This is a genomic window from Schinkia acidoalkalinis (genome assembly GCF_054301215.1).
Map to the genome: position 1 here is coordinate 3103696 of NZ_CP182573.1, position 18860 is coordinate 3122555.

Genomic DNA, 18860 nt, shown 5'->3' on the forward strand with positions numbered 1-18860 from the left:
TGTTATACTAATTGTACTGAAAAGAAAAAAAGTATAGCATAATCCGGAAGGAGTCAATAAGGTGAAAGCAAGAGTAGCGATTAATAGTTTTGGGCGTATAGGTAGAATGTTTTTTAGAAGTGCAATTTTTGATGAATCATTTGAAATTGTAGCAATAAATGCAAGCTACCCAGCTGAAAATTTAGCACATATGTTAAAATATGATAGCGTCCACGGGAAATTTCAAGGCACAGTTGAAACTGAAGAAAATGCACTAATTGTCAATGGCAAACGTATTCAACTGTTAGACCAACGTGACCCTAAGCTTCTCCCTTGGAAAGAGTTAAATATAGATATTGTTATTGAAGCAACAGGGAAATTCAATTCAAAAGATAAAGCCATTGCACATATAGAAGCAGGAGCTAAAAAAGTCATTATTACAGCTCCAGCTAAGGGTGAAGATATTACAATTGTAATGGGTGTAAATGATGCCCAGTATGATCATCAAAAACATAATGTTATTTCAAACGCATCTTGTACAACAAACTGTTTAGCTCCAGTTGTTAAAGTGATTAATGAACAATTCGGAATTGAAAATGGTTTAATGACTACAGTTCATGCATATACAAATGACCAAAAAAATGTCGATAATCCACATAAGAAAGACCTTCGTCGTGCTCGTGCTTGTGCACAGTCGATTATCCCTACAACTACAGGTGCTGCTAAAGCAATTGCAACTGTGATGCCTGAAATGGCTGGAAAATTGCACGGTTTAGCATTACGCGTACCAACACCTAACGTATCTTTGGTTGATTTAGTTGTAGATTTAAAGCGTGACGTAACGGTTGAAGAAGTAAATGAAGCACTTAAGAAAGCTGCCGAAGGACCATTGAAGGGCATTTTAGGGATTACCTTTGAACCATTAGTTTCGGTTGACTTCAATACTGATGACCGCTCAGGTGTTGTGGATGGACTTTCTACAATGGTTATAGGGAACAGAAAATTAAAAGTATTAGTATGGTATGATAACGAATGGGGCTATTCAAGCCGCGTTGTCGACTTAGCGAGATTAGTAGCAAAAGGGATCGAAAAGGAAGCAGAAGTTACTGTTTGAAAAAATGATTCGAAATAAATTCTAAAAATCGCAAAAGAGGGACATGTAGCGTCCCTCTTTTTTATGTTAGAAAGCATAAATGCGTAATTCTGTCAAAATGTTCCCTAAGCCGATTATTGTGACTGGGTTTGATTGGACACCGTGAAAAACTAATGATTAGATAGAACGCTATGTGCCATATCCTTGCAGTGTCCAATCACTTTAAGGAACAATAATTGGCTTAGGGAATATACCTGCAAGAATATGTATTTCCATCGAAAAGAACTTGTGAATTAAGCAGATTTTATATATGATATAGATAAGAAATGGTTATGTGCCAATTATCGGAGTTGATTTTATGAGATGTCCACATTGCCAATATAATGGGACAAGAGTTCTTGATTCACGCCCTGTTGAGGATGGACGATCCATTCGAAGAAGAAGAGAATGTGAGAGCTGTCAATACAGGTTTACAACGTTTGAGAAGGTTGAGGAAACCCCATTAATTGTTGTGAAAAAAGACGGTGCAAGAGAGGAATTTAGTCGCGAGAAAATGCTGAGGGGTCTTATTAAAGCATGCGAAAAAAGGCCGGTTCCCTTGCAAACTCTTGAAGATATTGTCAGTGAAATTGAAAAAGAACTACGAAATCAAGGCATCTCAGAGATTAAAAGTGAAGCAATAGGTGAGATGGTCATGGACGAGCTAGCGAAGGTTGATGAAGTCGCCTACGTCCGCTTTGCTTCTGTATATAGACAATTTAAAGATATTAATGTGTTTATAGATGAATTAAAGGAATTAATAAAAAAAGATTAGAAAAAGGGCTTCTCTCATGAAAGCTCTTTTTCTACTTTTAAGAAGGTAATGCAAGAAAAAAGGCGGGATGTAATATGAATCACCATTGGACGGAACTGCTGCCAATCGACGAATATATAATTCGTACAAACGGAGTTCTTCAAGAATTTGATAGGAAAGTGCTGACTTTATTATATCAACCGTTGCTTGGTGCAACCTGCTACAGTTTGTATATGACCTTGTGGAGTGAGGTTGAGGTCAATCGTTTATGGGGAAAACAGAATAAACATCATCATCTCATGAGTATGATGCAGTTGAATTTGAAACAAATTTTTGAGGATCGGAAAAAGCTTGAAGGAATCGGTTTATTAAAAACATTTTTAAAGGAAGACGATACAAGTCGAACCTATATATATGAACTTCAGGCACCATTATCTCCACAGGCTTTTTTTAATGATGGCGTTTTAAATATTTATCTCTATAACCGCCTCGGCAAAACAAGTTTTAATAAAGTAAAGCAGTTTTTTTCTGATTATAAGATTGAGACGAACAATTATTTGGAGGTAACAAGTGCATTCAATGATGTTTTCACATCTTTAAGCCCGTCGGAATTAACGACAACCAATTTAGAAATGAAGAATGCTTTAACGATAGAAGAACAAGCTGAGTTTTCACAAAGGGGAAATCCTTCCGGTATTTTTGTTACTGAGGACCATTTTGACTTTTCGTTATTTTTTGCCGGAATTTCTGAATCCTTAATACCAAAAGAAGCCTTTACTCCAAAAGTGAAAGAGATTATTGCCAAGCTTTCGTTCCTCTACAGAATTGATCCGGTTGAAATGAAAAAGGTTGTTGTTCAGGCGTTGGATGAAAGAGATGAAATCAACATTGAAGAACTAAGAAAATCGGCACGTGATTACTACCAATTTATGAATGGTGATGCTTTGCCGACATTAGTGAAAAATACGCAACCACTCTCTTTCAGGTCTAATCAAGCTGCTGAACCGTCAAATAAAGAAGAGCAATTAATCAGCTATTTAGAACGTGTTTCACCATATCAGCTATTAGTTGATATTTCAGGCGGGGTAGAGCCGGCAGCGGCGGATCTGCAAATTATCGAAAATGTTATGATTAACCAAAAGCTTCCTCCCGGTGTAGTGAATGTGCTTATTCATTATGTCATGCTAAAGACGGATATGAAGCTTTCCAAAAATTACGTAGAAAGAATTGCAGGTCACTGGGCTAGAAAAGAAATTAAAATGGTTCGAGAGGCTATGGATTTAGCGAAACAAGAACACCGTCAGTATCAACAATGGGCTTCAAATAAAGAGAAAAAAGCAAAACAAGAGGGAGAAAGACACCAGAAATTCAGTAAGGACAAGATGAATCCGGATGTGAAAAGGCGTCTATTAATGCTTGGTGTTGATGAGTATGAGACAGAGAAAAAGCAGGTGAAACCTGATGTATCAGAAGATGATCGTAAGAAACGCAAGCAAAAGATGTTTGACTTACTTAACGGCAAGGGGGAGTAACAATTGAAAAAAATAGGCAGTGTTTTAGCAGAGCTAACCGGCAATCATTACAAACAGCCAAAAACAATCAATGAATATGTTTGTGAAGGCTGCGGAAACCATGTTAAAGTACAACTTATGCCTATTTTAGGCGGACCGAATAAAGGCCAGTTGCAGGAGTTTAAGATTGGCTGTAAATGTCCTGACAAGGCATTGGCAATTGAAATTGAGCATAATGTTGAATTATTGAAAAAAGAACGCTTCTTCCGCTATTTTAATCAAAATTCATTAATGAACGAAGATATTAAAAGTGCGACATTTGAAAACTACCAGCCAACAACAAGCCTCCAAGAGGATGTGAAAGAGTTGTGTGTTGCCTATGCTGGGAAGTTTAGCTTGAAAAATGGGCAACCCCCAAAGAATCTATTGCTATTCGGCGATACCGGTATCGGGAAAACGCATTTAGCCCTATCTATATTGAAAGCTGTCATGGAAAAAGAGTATAGCGGCTTGTTTATTTGTCTCCCACTCTTGCTAACGTTAATTAAAAATACGTACTCTAAAAATGATGATAGCGGATTAACGGTTGTAGATATTTTGAAAAAAATGAAAGAGATTGATTTATTAGTCATAGATGATATGGGAGCCGAAGCAGGCTCTAATTATGATATTCAAAAGGTTTTTGAACTGTTGGACTCTAGGCTTGGGAAGCCGACCATTTTTACAACAAACTTGAATAATGTGCAATTTACCGAGACATTCGGCAAGAGAAACACATCAAGGATTTTAAAAAATTCAATTATCATTAAGCTGGATGGGATTGACTATCGTAAAAAAGATGTCAATCTCGAAGAATGGGTTTAAAATATGAATCTGCCTATCTACTAGATAGGCATTTTTTTTTCGTTGTCCCCATATACATGTAACAGGTATTTGCTGTGAAAACAGCAAAAGGGGGACCATATAAAAAATGATTACAATACAATTTCGTGAAAAAAAAGATGCAGTTTTACTTTATCAACTATTAAAAGAACACAACCATCCTAATACCGTGCTTGTTGATGCGAATATTATTTATGAGCCCGAGGTTCTCGTAAAAATAAAAATAATGGAATCCTTTGATTCCATTATTTCGACAGTGATTATCCCGGTATTAATGAGATACATTATAAAAATAGTAGAAGTGAAATGGATGAAAGAAATGATCGGTACGATGTTTTATTTTACTGATCTAGAAGAACAGAGGCAAATTATGTCCATTGCACGGTCCATCATTGACGGTGAAAAGCTAGAATTGCCTCTGATGCCGCATTTGAATGAGCACTTCCCGAGAGAAAAAATGATTGAAAACGCATTACAAGATTTTTTAACAACAAGCGTTTCATTTTCATTTGAGTCTTTTTTGCAATTTCGATTGAAAGAGTATCGCTTTCGTCTTGTTCAGTATATTGAAGCGGCAATCGATGAATATAAACTAGAGCAGGAATATCAAAACTTTGTTGAAAATTTGCGCCGCTATGTATACAATAAAGAATCTTTAATGGAAATTATCCACCTCGTGTATGAGGAAGATTTCAGTTTTTTTGATCGGAATTTAAATAAAATTAGTTCAGAGCAATTAACCTATTTAATTGATGAACAATTAATTAAAATTGAGGATATTGATACAGATTCCTTGGTCATTGCACCGTTAATATCCATCGCTCCGAAAACGATTTATTTATATACGGAGACGTTGGACCATGGGCTTATCCAAACAATCCAAAACATCTTTTTAGAACGGGTTGAACTAAGGCCAAAGGAGGCGTTTCAACAAGTTAAGCGCTGAAAAAGTAAAACTGCAACTTGATTTTATTTTACAAATGTGGATATAATACGTACATAGTCATAACAAAAGGTTATAAAATATCCAATCAGTTACGATGAGGACATGAGTTATTTTTACGGTATATTAGAGAGGAAAGCCAAGGCTGCAAGCTTTCTATACACGAAGGGTAGCTTACCACCTTTAAACTTCAACGGGAATCAACCGTTGACGGCAACAACCGTTATCCGACTTCAAGCCGCAGGAGGAAAGTATGCGGGAAGAAGGGTGGAACCACGAACTAAACACTCGTCCCTTATTTGGGATGAGTGTTTTTTTATTTTTTATAAAAGATAGAAAAAAAGGAGTGTAGCAATATGTCGGATGTAATTAAAGTTTCGTTCCCAGATGGCGCTGTAAAGGAGTTTCCTAAAGGAACGACGACTGAAGATATCGCAGCATCAATTAGTTCAGGATTAAAGAAAAATGCTTTAGCTGGTAAATTAAATGGCAAGCCCATTGATTTGCGTACACCAATAACTGAAGATGGATCCATTGAAATTATCACATATGATACACCAGATGGACTTGAAGTTTTACGTCATAGTACAGCACACTTAATGGCACAAGCGATTAAACGCCTATATGGAGATGTGAAATTAGGGGTTGGACCTGTTATTGAGAGTGGCTTTTACTATGATATCGATATGGAACAACCATTAACACCAGAGGACCTTCCGAAAATTGAAAAAGAAATGCAGCGGATTATTGATGCAAATTTACCAGTGGAGCGCCAAGAAGTTTCACGTGAAGAAGCAATCAAAATGTATGAAGAAATCGGCGATCCATTAAAGGTTGAATTAGTAAGTGCAATTCCTGAAGGTGAGAAAATTACAATCTATACACAAGGTGAGTTCTCTGATCTTTGCCGTGGCGTTCATGTCCCTTCAACAGGCAAGATTAAAGTATTTAAATTAATGAACATTGCCGGTGCTTATTGGCGCGGAGACAGCAAAAATAAAATGCTGCAGCGCGTTTATGGAACAGCATTCCCTAAGAAAGCACAGTTGGACGAGCATTTGCGTTTACTTGAAGAAGCAAAAGAACGCGACCACCGTAAGCTTGGCAAAGAATTAAATTTATTTACTGTTTCCCAATTGGTTGGACAAGGTCTGCCATTATGGCTTCCAAAAGGTGCTACTATTCGTCGCCAAATTGAAAGATATATTGTTGATTTAGAGGAAAGACTTGGATACAGCCATGTTTATACACCTGTTCTAGCAAATGTTGAGCTTTATAAAACTTCAGGCCACTGGGATCACTATCAGGAAGATATGTTCCCACCGATGGAAATGGATAGCAATGAATCATTGGTACTTCGACCAATGAACTGTCCGCACCATATGATGGTCTACAAAAACAGCATGCACAGCTATCGTGAGCTGCCAATCCGCATCGCTGAGCTAGGTACAATGCACCGCTATGAAATGTCAGGAGCGTTATCAGGATTGCAACGCGTTCGCGGCATGACTTTAAATGATGCCCATATTTTTGTTCGCCCGGACCAAATTAAGGATGAATTCAAACGGGTTGTTAACTTAATTTTAGCAGTTTATAAAGACTTTGATTTTACAGATTATGCCTTCCGTTTATCCTATCGTGACCCTCAAGATAAGGAAAAATATTTTGATGATGATGCGATGTGGGAAAAAGCACAATCCATGTTAAAAGATGCGATGGATGACCTAGGTCTTGACTATTATGAAGCGGAAGGGGAAGCTGCCTTCTACGGTCCGAAGCTCGATGTTCAAGTGAAGACAGCATTAGGGAAAGATGAAACATTATCAACAGTTCAATTAGACTTTTTATTACCAGAACGCTTTGATTTAACATATGTTGGTGAAGATGGCAAGCAGCATCGTCCGGTTGTTATCCACCGTGGTGTTGTCTCTACAATGGAGCGCTTTGTCGCGTTCTTAATTGAAGAGTACAAAGGGGCTTTCCCAACATGGTTGGCACCAGTTCAAGCAAAGGTTATTCCAGTATCAAGTGAGGTTCACCTTGAATATGCAAAGCAAGTTCAGGAAAAATTGCAATTAGAAGGCTTCCGTGTTGAAATTGATGAGCGCGATGAAAAGATCGGCTATAAGATTCGTGAGGCTCAAATGCAAAAGATTCCTTACATGCTTGTCGTCGGTGACAATGAAATAAAAGAGCAAAGTGTAAATGTTCGCAAATATGGTGAAAATAAATCAGAAACAGTAGCCTTTGACAAGTTTGTTGAATTACTAAAATTGGAAGTACAACGAAAAGGTCATATCGAAAAATAATGAATTTTAACAAAAGAAAAGATGCAGGAATTTCCTGCATCTTTTCCATTTAAAAAACACTTGCAACTTTTTGCAGTTTCGGTTAATATTAAAAGCGTTGCTAATGAATTAGTTTTGCTTGTTGACATTATTATCTAACATATGTTAACATAGATAGGTCTAATTGAATATTTCTTTGTGGAAAAAGTAGAGGCACCCGCTTCTCACCTGATTGACGCGCAAGTAGTTGACTGGTTAAACAATCTCGGAATTTGAAGATCGTGAAACGTGGGTGTAGTATGTATACCGACGTTTTTTTTGTGAACATGCGTCTCCCAAACGAAAGATTCAGTGAAAAAAACCTGGAGGTGGCTAATTATTAGTAAGGACTTATTTATTAACGAGGAAATTCGCGCACGTGAAGTTCGACTCGTTGGTGCTAATGGCGATCAAATCGGTATTAAATCGAGAAACGAAGCTTTAGAAATGGCGCAAACCGCTAATTTAGATTTAGTAATGGTTGCACCGAATGCAAAACCACCTGTTTGCCGCATAATGGATTATGGTAAATATCGTTATGAGCAGCAGAAAAAAGAAAAAGAAGCACGTAAAAATCAAAAGGTTATCAATATTAAGGAAGTACGCTTAAGCCCTACTATTGAAGAACATGATTTTAATACGAAGCTACGCAATGCAATAAAATTTCTAGAAAAAGGCGACAAAGTAAAAGCTAGTATTCGTTTCAAAGGTCGTGCAATTACACATAAAGAAATCGGCCAAAGAGTGCTCGATCGTTTAGCAGAGCAATGTGCAGAAGTTAGCGTCGTTGAACAAAAGCCGAAGATGGAAGGTCGCAGTATGTTTATCGTATTAGCGCCTAAATCTGAAAATAAGTAACAGTAATCGATGCATTACTAAATACAACAATGGATCTAAGGAGGAAACCCACATGCCAAAAATGAAAACTCATAGAGGTTCAGCAAAGCGTTTCAAAAAAACTGGAAGCGGCAAAGTGAAGCGTTCACATGCTTACACAAGCCACTTATTTGCTAATAAAGAGCAAAAGGTAAAACGTAAACTTCGCAAAGGTGCTTTAGTAAGTGCTGGTGACTATAAGCGCATCAAGCAAATGATTGCAAACTTATAGGATATACGAAATATTCACATTTTACATTTAACAGAATTTGGAACATAGATCTTAGGAGGGAATCACATGCCAAGAGTAAAAGGTGGTACAGTAACGCGTCGTCGTCGTAAACGCGTATTAAAATTAGCAAAAGGTTATTTCGGTTCAAAACATACATTATTTAAAGTTGCAAAACAACAAGTAATGAAATCTTTAATGTATGCTTATCGTGACCGTCGCCAAAAGAAACGCGACTTCCGTAAGCTTTGGATTACACGTATCAATGCTGCTGCACGTTTGAACGGTCTTTCATACAGCCGCATGATGCACGGCCTAAAGGTTGCTGGCATCGAAATCAACCGCAAAATGCTAGCTGAGCTTGCTATAAGTGACGAAAAAGCATTTGCAGAATTAGCAGCAAAAGCTAAAGCAAGCGTTCAGTAATAATGTTAAAGAAAGGTCATTCCGTTTAGGAATGACCTTTTTTGTACAAACATAAATATATTGATTCCATCAGCTGCTGATGGAAAATCCGGGGTTACTAACCCGGCTATTGATGGGAGACTTTTTCAGAAATGTATATTTTAATAGGATATTTTATCATGATTAGTTTGGTTGGCTTTATTTCCATGGGCATCGATAAAAAGCGTTCACAAAAAGGTCAGTGGAGAATACCGGAAATGAGATTTTGGACTATAGGTCTCTTAGGAGGCGGGATCGGCTTATACTGGGGAATGCAAAACTACCATCACAAAACAAAGCATAAAACATTCACCATCGGCATGCCGCTTGTTATGATCGTAAATCTAGTGTGCTACGGCTATGCAATCTATTTACTAACATAAAGGGGCCCATTGGGCCCTACTGATTATTTAAAAAATTGCGGATTGGATTTTTCCACTCCATTCGTGCATTTGGATAGTGTCTTTTGATATCCGCTTCGATTTTTAGGAAATCTTCACGTTTTAGCCCTTGTAATTTGTCTGTGTCCTTTGCCCAAATAAAGATTGAGACGATTTCGAATGCCTGATCGGTCGTTCCTAAATATTTTTCCCCTTCGAAAAGTACTCCTTTATACGTAATTAAGAAGTTTTTTCTAACGTTGTCATGGTCGTCCCAAAAGTAAAATTGCTTCTGCTCATGGGCCAATTCCAGCTTTCGCTTGGGGTTTGCGATATATTTAATTATTTTCACAATAAGAAATAAAATCAGAGTTAAAATTAGTAATCTAAAGAAGATGACAGCAAACATGGGAACACCTCCTAATTAACAATATCAAAATACAATTATACATACGAATCATCCCCAAACTTAGTTTCAATATATCAATAATTTTTTCCCTATTTGCTATAATATGAATAGACTTAAAGGGCAGGGGGAGTAAAATTACGATGTTAGCCAAATTGTTCAGTCTTCAAAAAGAATTAGACACAAGGATAGAAAAAGAGCATGGACTCGAAAATGAAAATTTAATGGATAAAAAAATCATGGCATTGTTAGTGGAACTTGGTGAATTAGCCAATGAAACACGTTGCTTTAAATTTTGGAGCTTAAAACCGGCCGCCACACGAGATGTTATTTTAGAAGAATATGTTGATGGCATTCATTTTATTTTGTCAATTGGCCTTGAGCTAGGCATCCAAGACCAGGTAACGTTGAGTCCAATTGAAGAAGAAAGAGATATTGTAGAGCAATTCCAGCAAGTGTATGCGAGCATTATAGATTTTCGTAGACAATTAAATTCAGAAAACTACCATAAAATCTTTAATGGATACATATTATTAGGTAAACTATTAGGTTTTTCCGCCGAAGATATTGAAAAAGCATATATGATGAAAAATGAAGTGAATCATAAACGCCAAGATATGGGATATTAGGAAGGTACGGTAATAGAAGGGAGTTTTTATACATATGGCCAAACAATTGGATGAAACGTTGACAATGTTAAAGGATTTAACAGATGCTAAAGGAATTCCTGGGGACGAACGTGAAGTTCGCGAGGTAATGAAAAAGTACATCTCTCCATATGTTGATGAAATTACAACAGACAATCTTGGCAGCTTAATTGCCAAAAAGGTTGGTAGAGAAGAAGGCCCGAAAATAATGGTGGCTGGACATCTTGATGAAGTTGGATTCATGGTCACGCAAATTACTGAAAAAGGTTTTTTGAGATTCCAAACGGTTGGCGGCTGGTGGTCACAAGTCATGCTTGCCCAACGTGTAACGATCATGACGAAAAATGGAAATATTCCAGGAATCATTGGCTCAAAGCCACCGCATGTTTTATCTGCTGAGGCACGTAAAAAGACAGTTGACGTTAAAGATATGTTTATCGATATCGGTGCTACAAGTAAAGAGGAAGCGCTTGGGTGGGGCGTACTTCCAGGTGATTCAATTGTTCCGTATTTTGAATTTACCGTGATGAATAATGAAAAAATGCTCCTTGCCAAAGCATGGGATAATCGCATTGGCTGTGCCATTGCCATCGATGTTTTAAAACAGCTGAAAGGTGTAGATCACCCGAATGTTGTGTACGGTGTGGGCACTGTACAAGAAGAGGTTGGTTTAAGAGGTGCGAAAACAGCTACAGCCCAAATTAAGCCTGATATCGGCTTTGCCGTTGACGTTGGTATTGCCGGAGATACACCTGGAATTACAGAAAAAGAATCTGTAAGTAAAATGGGTGAAGGCCCGCAAATCATTTTATATGATGCATCGATTGTCTCTCATAAAGGGCTGCGTGATTTTGTCGTCAGTGTCGCAGAGGAAAATAATATTCCATATCAATTTGATTCCATGGCTGGCGGGGGAACAGATGCAGGCTCCATCCATCTTACAGCAAATGGTGTACCGGCATTGGCGATTACAATTGCCACGCGTTATATTCATTCCAACGCAGCTATGCTTAATCGCGATGACTATGAAAATGCTGTAAAATTAATTGTAGAAGTGATTAAACGATTGGATTCTGAGAAAGTAAAAGAGATTATATTTGATTAAAATAACTATAAAAAATGAGGTGCCTTCGCTTGGAGGCACCTTGTTTTTACTACTTTTGTAATCCATTTTTTAAGTTAGAGAGCATTTCTTCCTTTTCTTCCTCATTGGCATTTTGCCAGATTACTTCAAAAAGCACACCAAGCCCAGGAAGCATTTTCTCTTCTTGACTACGGATTGCATCAATAATCGTATCTTCAAGTTCTTCCTTGGTGTTCCCTGAAACATTTTGAATAATCGCATGGCGAAGATTTAAATTCATAAATTGGCACCTCCCTTTCTAATCAAACGTCCCTTACTAGTTTCTGCAAATTTAATTGGATTATGTAAAAATTTCTAGATATAATGGGAAAAGCGTAAGCGCCCGTTCAGCGACGTATAAACTGGAGCGCATCGACTGAGATAAAGGAAACACGACGAACGAAAGTGAGTCGATGTTAACTTATCGTAGGGAGATGAGCGAAGTTTACTAGTCGCTGGGCGCTGGAGCTGGACAAAAAAGAAAAGCGTAAGCGCAGGTAAAATGAGATCGTGAGGTGGCATAGAGATGTATACCAAAATTGAATCCACACAAAATCCACGTGTAAAGCAATGGAAAAAGCTGCATACGAAAAAAGAGCGAAATAAAACAGGCTTATTTCTTATTGAAGGAATACATTTAATCGAAGAGGCTTTGAAATATAAGGCACATGTAAAGGAACTGATTGTTCGCGAAGGGATGGAATACTCCCTTCTGGACGTTGGTGATATTGACGTTTTTGAAGTAACCGAAGACATTATGAAGCAAATCTCCGAAACGGAAACGCCGCAAGGAATTGCTGCTGTTTGTGGTATGGCTGGTCCAACGCCAATCAACGTCGCCACGGCTAAGCTTCTTTTAGTTGATAATGTTCAAGACCCAGGTAATCTTGGGACGATGATTCGCACGGCAGATGCGGTCGGAATGGATGCCGTTATTTTAGGTGAAGGTTGTGTTGACTTGTATAATGGCAAGGTAATCAGGGCAACTCAAGGCTCTTTATTCCATATTCCAATTTTAGAAGGCAGCTTAGATGTATGGATTAAGCGTTTAACAGCTATTGGCGTACCAGTATTCGGGACAGCGCTTGAGAATGGGCGCAATTATAAAGAATTTGAGCCGCTTAATCAATTTGCTTTACTTGTAGGGAATGAGGGGAATGGCGTCAACCCTGCGTTGCTGAAACAAACAGATGCCAATCTTTACATACCGATTTACGGGAAGGCGGAATCATTGAACGTTTCAATTGCAGCGGCTATTCTTTTGTATCATTTACGAAACATATAGACTGGAAGAAACGTTTGCCTCTTCATTGAATATATACTATAATTGTATTTAAAATTTTATAAAATATAAGCTGTGAAGGAACATAGTACGTTACCTCTCGACATATAGGGAGAAGATGCCATAGACTGCAAGCATCTTTATGATTGATGTAGCCGAATTCACTCTGGAGCTGATACTTAAAGGTATTCCGGTTAAAATGAACCGTTATTTGAATGAAGTGAACAGTGCGATCAATGTACTGTTAATTAGGGTGGTACCGCGAATATAAAGTCTTCGTCCCTTTTTCCAGGGGATGGAGACTTTTTTCTTTTGTACAAAATAAAGGAGGATCAAAATCAATATGGAAGCTCGATTAAAAGAACTACAAAATGAAGCGTTGCAAAAAGTAGAGCAGGCGGAAGATTTAAAAGCATTAAATGACATTCGTGTTGCCTATTTAGGGAAAAAAGGTCCCATTACAGAAGTATTAAGAGGAATGGGGAAATTGTCTGCGGAGGAGCGTCCGATTATAGGGCAGCTTGCCAATGATGTCCGTGCAGCAATCCAGGAAAAGCTGGAAGAAAAGCAAGAAAGATTTGAAAAACTTGAGGTAGAGAAAAAGCTTGCGGCTGAGACAGTTGATGTCACTCTTCCAGGTCGCCCTGTACGCACAGGCAATCATCACCCATTAACAGCGGTTATTGAGGAAATAGAGGATCTATTTATCGGCATGGGTTACGAAATTGCTGAAGGCCCTGAGGTTGAAAAAGACTATTACAATTTTGAAGCATTAAATTTACCAAAAGGACACCCTGCCCGTGATATGCAAGATTCATTCTATATAACCGAAGAAATTTTACTTCGTACTCATACATCACCAGTGCAGGCAAGAACAATGGAAAACCATGAAGGCCGCGGACCAGTAAAAATTATTTGCCCAGGAAAGGTGTACCGTCGTGATAATGATGATGCAACCCACTCACATCAATTCATGCAAATTGAGGGCTTGGTCGTTGCTGAAAATATCCGCATGAGCGACCTTAAAGGAACGCTTGAAGTATTTGCGAAAAAGATGTTTGGAGAAGATCGTAAAATTCGCCTTCGTCCTAGCTTCTTCCCGTTTACAGAGCCATCTGTTGAAGTCGATGTATCTTGTATGTGCGGCGGCCACGGCTGTTCTATCTGTAAGCATACTGGCTGGATTGAAATTTTAGGTGCTGGAATGGTGCATCCAAATGTGCTTGAAATGGCTGGTTTTGATTCGAAAAAATATACAGGCTTTGCATTCGGAATGGGGCCTGAACGAATTGCTATGCTGAAGTACGGCATTGACGATATTCGTCATTTTTACACAAACGATATTCGCTTTTTAAAACAATTTAAACGTGCGTAAGAGGAGGGAACAACGTGTTAGTATCTTATAATTGGTTAAAAGACTATGTTGATATAAATGATATTACGGCAGAAGAGCTCGCAGAGAAAATTACAAAAGCCGGAATAGAAGTAGAAGGTGTAGAAGTATTAAATAAAGGTGTGCAAGGTGTTGTCATCGGTCACGTGCTGGAATGCGTCAAGCACCCTGAGGCTGATAAGCTTAATATTTGTCAAGTTGACCTAGGCGAAGAGGAACCGAAGCAAATTATTTGTGGGGCACCAAACGTGGCGGCAGGACAAAAGGTAATCGTTGCGAAAATCGGTGCTGTGCTTCCAGGAAATTTTAAAATAAAAAAAGCAAAGCTCCGTGGTGAAGCTTCCAATGGGATGATTTGCTCATTGCAGGAATTAGGGATTGAAAGCAAATTTGTTCCAAAAGAATATGCAAGTGGGATTTTTGTTTTTCCTTTTGAAGTTGAGGTTGGCACAGATCCTTTAGAATATTTAAATTTACATGACCAAGTTTTAGAACTAAGTTTAACGCCAAACCGTTCTGATGCTTTAAGTATGCTCGGGGTTGCATATGAAGTGGCGGCAATTTTAGGCCGTGAAGTAAAACTGCCAAAGCCTGTCTTACATGAAGTGAGTGAAAAAGCTGCAGATTATATTAAAATTACGGTTGATGCAGAAGAGGATTGCCCATATTACGCAGCCCGAGTTGTAAAAGGTGTTAAAATTGCTCCATCACCACTTTGGATGCAAATGCGTTTAATGGCTGCTGGAATCCGTCCTATCAATAATGTGGTTGATATTACGAACTATATTTTAATAGAATATGGCCAACCGCTCCATGCCTTCGACTATGACCGTTTAGGATCAAAAGAAATCTTGGTAAGACGGGCAAAGCAGGATGAGAAATTTATCACGTTGGATGATCAAGAGCGCACTTTGAAAGCTGATCAGCTTGTGATTACCAATGGTACGGAGCCTGTTGCATTAGCTGGTGTAATGGGTGGAGCTAACTCTGAAGTACATGATGGTACCGTAAATGTATTAATTGAAGCGGCCGTTTTTAATGGTCAAACTGTTCGTCAGGCTTCCAAGGACCATGGCCTTCGCAGTGAGGCAAGCACACGCTTTGAAAAAGGAGTTGACCCTCTTCGTACGAAAGAAGCAGGTGACCGTGCGGCAGCACTTATGGCTGAGCTTGCCGGTGGTGAAGTTCTTGAAGGAGTCGTTGCGGTTGATAACTTAGATACTATGCCTATTAAGGTCACTGTATCAACTAATCGTATTAATCAAGTGCTTGGAACGACCATTACAACAGAAGATGTAACGGAAATATTCACCCGTTTACAATTTGACTTTACAGAAGAAACGCATGAATTCACAGTAACAGCGCCGTCAAGAAGACGTGATATTGCCATTTCAGAGGATTTAATCGAAGAAGTGGCGCGTCTATATGGCTATGATTATATTCCAACGACATTGCCAATCGGTGATACAACACCAGGGAAATTATCAGCATATCAACATAAGCGCCGTAAAATCCGCAGATTTTTAGAAGGAGCTGGGTTGACTGAGGCTGTTACGTACTCTTTAACAAGCTCTGATCGAGCAGAATTGTATAAAGATGAGACAACAAAGGCAACACCAATCCGCTTGGCAATGCCAATGAGTGAAGAGCGCAGTACGTTACGCTTAAGTTTAGTACCACATCTTTTAGAAGCGGTGGCACATAATAATGCACGTCAGCTTGAGAACGTAGCCCTATATGAAATAGGCAAGGTATATTTAATCGACGGAAAAATAGAAACGATTCAGCCAAATGAAAGAGAAAATCTTGCTGGAGCCATTACAGGACTATGGCAAACACACTCATGGCAGGGCGAGAAAAAAGCCGTTGATTTCTTCGTAGCAAAAGGAATCCTTGAAGGTCTATTTGAAATGCTTGGCTTACAGGATCGCATCACGTTTGAACAAGGTCAAAAAGACGGGCTTCATCCTGGCCGTACGGCAATGATGAAGCTTGATCAAGATTACCTTGGCTTTGTTGGTCAAGTACATCCAGAAGTACAAAAAACACTTGACCTTCATCCAACTTACGTGTTTGAAATCAACATAAACAAGCTTTTAAGGACAGAGGTTGAAGAGATTCAATACGAAGCCATTCCACGCTTCCCATCCATTACACGCGACATTGCTTTGGTAGTAGATGAAAATGTTGTGGCTGGAACTGTTCAAGCTGTCATTCAAGAAGCTGGCGGCAAATTATTAAAAGAAGTAACAATCTTCGATTTATATCAAGGTGAACATTTGGAAAAAGGCAAAAAATCAATCGCTTTCTCATTACGTTATTTCGATCCGGAAAAAACACTAACAGATGAGGAAGTAGTAAAAGCCCATGAACTAGTATTAAAGGCTGTGGAAGAAAAACTTGGTGCGACATTAAGAGGATAATAATCAACTAAAAAAGAGCTGAGCTTGCATGATGCATTCTCAGCTCTTTTTTATGTAAGACTAATTTTAGCTATACACGTTAGAAACTAAGCCTTTCACTTCTTCTGCAGTGCCCATATTCAACGCCTGTGCTGCCAGATTTTCTGTTTCTTTTACAGTGAGCTTGGAAATTTGCGTTCTTGCCGGCAAAATGGAGGTAGCACTCATGCTAAATTCATCAAGCCCCAGGCCTAAGAGAAGCGGAATGGCAATCGGGTCACCGGCCATCTCTCCGCACATACCCACCCACTTTCCTTCCTTGTGGGCGGCACTTATGACCATTTTAACTAACCGCAAAATCGCTGGGTTATAGGGCTGATATAAATAGGAAATGGTTTCATTCATCCGGTCTGCGGCAAGCGTATATTGAATGAGATCATTTGTCCCAATACTAAAAAAATCAACCTCTTTTGCAAATTGATCTGCAATTACGGCAGTGGCTGGGATTTCAACCATCATGCCTATTTCAATGTTTTCATTAATAGCAATGCCACTTTTTACTAGGGCCGCTTTTTCTTCAAAAAGTATTTTTTTGGCTTCCCTAAATTCATCAAGCGTGGCAATCATTGGAAACATGATTCTTAAATTGCCAAATGTGCTGGCTTTTAATAAGGCGCGTAATTGAGTACGGAAAATGTCTTGCTGATCCAAGCAAAGGCGAATTGCTCGATAACCTAAAAATGGATTCATCTCATCTGGCATATTTAAGTAAGGGAGCTCCTTATCACCGCCAATATCCAGTGTTCGAACTACAACCGGTTTACCCTCCATTTTTTCTAAGACGGTTTTATAAGCTTCATATTGCTCCTCTTCTGTCGGCATTTCATTACGACCCATAAATAAAAATTCAGTTCGGTAGAGCCCGATGGCTTCAGCACCATTATTTACTACACCCTCCACATCATTAGGAGTGCCGATATTGGCAGCCAATTCAACATGTTTTCCATCACTGGTAGCCGTTTTTTCATTTTTTAATTTAGCCCATTCAGCTTTTTGGGCTTCAAAGCTTTGTTTCTTTTGCTCGTATTGCTTGATTTCATCCTGACTTGGGTTCACAACTACATGACCATCGATTCCATCAACAATAAGAAGTGTGCCTTCTGGAATTTGGCTTGTAATATTTTTCGTCCCAACGACAGCGGGAATTTCCATCGATCTTGCCATGATCGCGGAGTGGGAGGTTCGCCCACCAATATTAGTTGTAAAGCCTTTTACAAATTGCCTATTAAGCTGTGCTGTGTCAGAGGGCGTTAAATCTTCTGCGACCAAAATAACCTCTTCCGTCAGCATACTAGGGTTCGGAATCGTTACTCCTAATAAATGGGCAAGCACGCGCTTTCGAACGTCGCGAATATCAGCAGCACGTTCACGCATATACTCATTGTCCATTTGTTCAAACATCGCTATAAACATTTGGGTTACTGCTTCAAGGGCAAATTCTGCATTTACCTTTTCTGTTTCAATGTTACTTGTTACTGCATCTATAAGCTCTGGGTCATGAAGGACAAGCAGATGTGCCGAAAAAATTTCAGCTTTGTCTGCACCTAGCTTTTGTAAGGCATGTTGTTTTATTTTTTCCAAATCTTGTTCGGACTCACTTACCGCTTTTTTAAAACGGGAGACTTCAGACGCAGGGTTATCAATGTGCTTTTTTTGTACATCTAAATTGGGATGTTCCAATTTATAGACCTTAGCTATTGCAATCCCCGCTGAAGCAGCAATTCCTTGTATTTTATTACCTACCATTATTCGCCTAATCCTTCTGCTTTTATTGTTTCTTCGATTGTCTTCATGGCTTCGGCTTCGTCATCACCATTCGTTATAATTTTCATTTGCGCCCCATGTGGAATCCCTAAAGACATCACACCCATGATAGACTTCAAGTTTACCGTCTTTTCCCCGTACGCAAGCGATACATCGCATTTGAATTTGCTAGCCGTCTGAACAAGGATTGTTGCAGGACGTGCGTGGATACCTGTTTCAGTTGTTACCGTAAAAGTCTTTTCAGTCATCAAATTGTCTCCTTTATATAAATAATTTTATTGCAAATGAAGTAATAAATAATTTCAATCCATAGCCTGCCCAAAAAC

At 38.8% G+C, this 18860-nt stretch carries 19 protein-coding genes and 2 other annotated features; of the genes, 15 read left to right on the plus strand and 4 right to left on the minus strand.

Annotated elements, in window-relative coordinates; translation table 11 throughout:
- Positions 1-61 precede the first annotated feature (61 nt).
- The 10 genes from ACNQFZ_RS15655 to ACNQFZ_RS15700 all read left to right on the plus strand — a co-directional run bounded on the left by ACNQFZ_RS15655 (position 62) and on the right by ACNQFZ_RS15700 (position 9460).
- The gene (locus tag ACNQFZ_RS15655) at positions 62-1093 is read left to right on the plus strand and encodes a glyceraldehyde-3-phosphate dehydrogenase (protein ID WP_458412256.1); all 1032 of its coding nucleotides are present in this window, start codon (positions 62-64) and stop codon (positions 1091-1093) included.
- A gap of 337 nt (positions 1094-1430) precedes the next feature.
- On the plus strand, positions 1431-1886 hold the full coding sequence (gene nrdR / locus ACNQFZ_RS15660; RefSeq protein ID WP_458412257.1) for a transcriptional regulator NrdR: 456 nt from the start codon (positions 1431-1433) through the stop codon (positions 1884-1886).
- A 74-nt stretch (positions 1887-1960) separates the two neighbouring features.
- A complete protein-coding gene (locus ACNQFZ_RS15665) occupies positions 1961-3397 on the plus strand; it encodes a replication initiation and membrane attachment family protein (RefSeq protein WP_458412258.1) in 1437 nt (478 codons plus the stop codon).
- A 3-nt stretch (positions 3398-3400) separates the two neighbouring features.
- The gene (locus ACNQFZ_RS15670) at positions 3401-4240 is read left to right on the plus strand and encodes an ATP-binding protein (RefSeq protein ID WP_458412259.1); all 840 of its coding nucleotides are present in this window, start codon (positions 3401-3403) and stop codon (positions 4238-4240) included.
- A 106-nt stretch (positions 4241-4346) separates the two neighbouring features.
- Positions 4347-5204, plus strand: a complete 858-nt coding sequence (gene ytxC, locus ACNQFZ_RS15675; RefSeq protein WP_458412260.1) for a putative sporulation protein YtxC — start codon at positions 4347-4349, stop codon at positions 5202-5204.
- 353 nt (positions 5205-5557) lie between these two features.
- Entirely contained in the window at positions 5558-7510 is a 1953-nt protein-coding gene (thrS, locus tag ACNQFZ_RS15680) for a threonine--tRNA ligase (RefSeq protein ID WP_458412261.1), read from the plus strand.
- A 178-nt stretch (positions 7511-7688) separates the two neighbouring features.
- Positions 7689-7814 (plus strand) — a sequence feature (ribosomal protein L20 leader region).
- 26 nt (positions 7815-7840) lie between these two features.
- Positions 7841-8386 carry a translation initiation factor IF-3 gene (gene infC / locus ACNQFZ_RS15685; protein WP_458412262.1) on the plus strand — a complete coding sequence of 182 codons (546 nt, stop codon included), beginning with the start codon at positions 7841-7843 and terminating at the stop codon, positions 8384-8386.
- Positions 8387-8438: 52 nt separating this feature from the next.
- Positions 8439-8636 carry a 50S ribosomal protein L35 gene (rpmI, locus tag ACNQFZ_RS15690; RefSeq protein WP_458412263.1) on the plus strand — a complete coding sequence of 66 codons (198 nt, stop codon included), beginning with the start codon at positions 8439-8441 and terminating at the stop codon, positions 8634-8636.
- Between the two features lie 66 nt (positions 8637-8702).
- A complete protein-coding gene (gene rplT, locus ACNQFZ_RS15695) occupies positions 8703-9059 on the plus strand; it encodes a 50S ribosomal protein L20 (RefSeq protein WP_458412264.1) in 357 nt (118 codons plus the stop codon).
- 131 nt (positions 9060-9190) lie between these two features.
- Positions 9191-9460: a DUF1294 domain-containing protein gene (locus ACNQFZ_RS15700; protein ID WP_458412265.1), complete on the plus strand. Its 270-nt coding sequence runs from the start codon at positions 9191-9193 to the stop codon at positions 9458-9460.
- 16 nt (positions 9461-9476) lie between these two features.
- Here the strand turns inward: ACNQFZ_RS15700 and ACNQFZ_RS15705 are convergent, their stop codons facing one another.
- The gene (locus ACNQFZ_RS15705) at positions 9477-9866 is read right to left on the minus strand and encodes a sigma-w pathway protein ysdB (protein ID WP_458412266.1); all 390 of its coding nucleotides are present in this window, start codon (positions 9864-9866) and stop codon (positions 9477-9479) included.
- Between the two features lie 140 nt (positions 9867-10006).
- Between ACNQFZ_RS15705 and ACNQFZ_RS15710 the strand changes: the two genes are divergently transcribed.
- Entirely contained in the window at positions 10007-10492 is a 486-nt protein-coding gene (locus tag ACNQFZ_RS15710) for a dUTP diphosphatase (protein ID WP_458412267.1), read from the plus strand.
- A 34-nt stretch (positions 10493-10526) separates the two neighbouring features.
- Complete coding sequence (locus tag ACNQFZ_RS15715; RefSeq protein ID WP_458412268.1) at positions 10527-11615, plus strand: M42 family metallopeptidase; 1089 nt, start codon at positions 10527-10529, stop codon at positions 11613-11615.
- A 49-nt stretch (positions 11616-11664) separates the two neighbouring features.
- Here the strand turns inward: ACNQFZ_RS15715 and sspI are convergent, their stop codons facing one another.
- On the minus strand, positions 11665-11874 hold the full coding sequence (gene sspI, locus ACNQFZ_RS15720; protein ID WP_458412269.1) for a small acid-soluble spore protein SspI: 210 nt from the start codon (positions 11872-11874) through the stop codon (positions 11665-11667).
- Between the two features lie 285 nt (positions 11875-12159).
- Here sspI and ACNQFZ_RS15725 point away from each other — a divergent pair, with 285 nt between their 5' ends.
- The 3 genes from ACNQFZ_RS15725 to pheT all read left to right on the plus strand — a co-directional run bounded on the left by ACNQFZ_RS15725 (position 12160) and on the right by pheT (position 16731).
- Entirely contained in the window at positions 12160-12918 is a 759-nt protein-coding gene (locus ACNQFZ_RS15725; RefSeq protein WP_458412270.1) for a TrmH family RNA methyltransferase, read from the plus strand.
- A 63-nt stretch (positions 12919-12981) separates the two neighbouring features.
- Positions 12982-13202, plus strand: a binding site (T-box leader).
- 56 nt (positions 13203-13258) lie between these two features.
- Positions 13259-14290, plus strand: a complete 1032-nt coding sequence (gene pheS / locus ACNQFZ_RS15730; RefSeq protein ID WP_458412271.1) for a phenylalanine--tRNA ligase subunit alpha — start codon at positions 13259-13261, stop codon at positions 14288-14290.
- Between the two features lie 14 nt (positions 14291-14304).
- Complete coding sequence (gene pheT, locus ACNQFZ_RS15735) at positions 14305-16731, plus strand: phenylalanine--tRNA ligase subunit beta (RefSeq protein WP_458412272.1); 2427 nt, start codon at positions 14305-14307, stop codon at positions 16729-16731.
- 66 nt (positions 16732-16797) lie between these two features.
- Here pheT and ptsP read toward each other — a convergent pair whose 3' ends face one another.
- On the minus strand, positions 16798-18516 hold the full coding sequence (gene ptsP / locus ACNQFZ_RS15740; RefSeq protein WP_458412273.1) for a phosphoenolpyruvate--protein phosphotransferase: 1719 nt from the start codon (positions 18514-18516) through the stop codon (positions 16798-16800).
- Positions 18516-18782 (minus strand): phosphocarrier protein HPr, encoded by a 267-nt coding sequence (locus ACNQFZ_RS15745; RefSeq protein WP_458412274.1) that lies wholly within the window; start codon positions 18780-18782, stop codon positions 18516-18518. The genes ptsP and ACNQFZ_RS15745 overlap by 1 nt, the downstream gene beginning before the upstream one ends.
- Positions 18783-18860 lie beyond the last annotated feature (78 nt).

Coding starts and splice junctions, on each gene's coding strand:
- sspI (WP_458412269.1), bottom strand. CDS start 11,874: ATGAATTTAAATCTTCGCCATGCGATTATTCAAAATGTTTCAGGGAAC.
- ACNQFZ_RS15715 (WP_458412268.1), top strand. CDS start 10,527: ATGGCCAAACAATTGGATGAAACGTTGACAATGTTAAAGGATTTAACA.
- pheS (WP_458412271.1), top strand. CDS start 13,259: ATGGAAGCTCGATTAAAAGAACTACAAAATGAAGCGTTGCAAAAAGTA.
- ACNQFZ_RS15725 (WP_458412270.1), top strand. CDS start 12,160: ATGTATACCAAAATTGAATCCACACAAAATCCACGTGTAAAGCAATGG.
- rpmI (WP_458412263.1), top strand. CDS start 8,439: ATGCCAAAAATGAAAACTCATAGAGGTTCAGCAAAGCGTTTCAAAAAA.
- ACNQFZ_RS15700 (WP_458412265.1), top strand. CDS start 9,191: ATGTATATTTTAATAGGATATTTTATCATGATTAGTTTGGTTGGCTTT.
- nrdR (WP_458412257.1), top strand. CDS start 1,431: ATGAGATGTCCACATTGCCAATATAATGGGACAAGAGTTCTTGATTCA.
- ACNQFZ_RS15705 (WP_458412266.1), bottom strand. CDS start 9,866: ATGTTTGCTGTCATCTTCTTTAGATTACTAATTTTAACTCTGATTTTA.
- ptsP (WP_458412273.1), bottom strand. CDS start 18,516: ATGGTAGGTAATAAAATACAAGGAATTGCTGCTTCAGCGGGGATTGCA.
- ACNQFZ_RS15745 (WP_458412274.1), bottom strand. CDS start 18,782: ATGACTGAAAAGACTTTTACGGTAACAACTGAAACAGGTATCCACGCA.
- ACNQFZ_RS15665 (WP_458412258.1), top strand. CDS start 1,961: ATGAATCACCATTGGACGGAACTGCTGCCAATCGACGAATATATAATT.
- ytxC (WP_458412260.1), top strand. CDS start 4,347: ATGATTACAATACAATTTCGTGAAAAAAAAGATGCAGTTTTACTTTAT.
- rplT (WP_458412264.1), top strand. CDS start 8,703: ATGCCAAGAGTAAAAGGTGGTACAGTAACGCGTCGTCGTCGTAAACGC.
- ACNQFZ_RS15710 (WP_458412267.1), top strand. CDS start 10,007: ATGTTAGCCAAATTGTTCAGTCTTCAAAAAGAATTAGACACAAGGATA.
- thrS (WP_458412261.1), top strand. CDS start 5,558: ATGTCGGATGTAATTAAAGTTTCGTTCCCAGATGGCGCTGTAAAGGAG.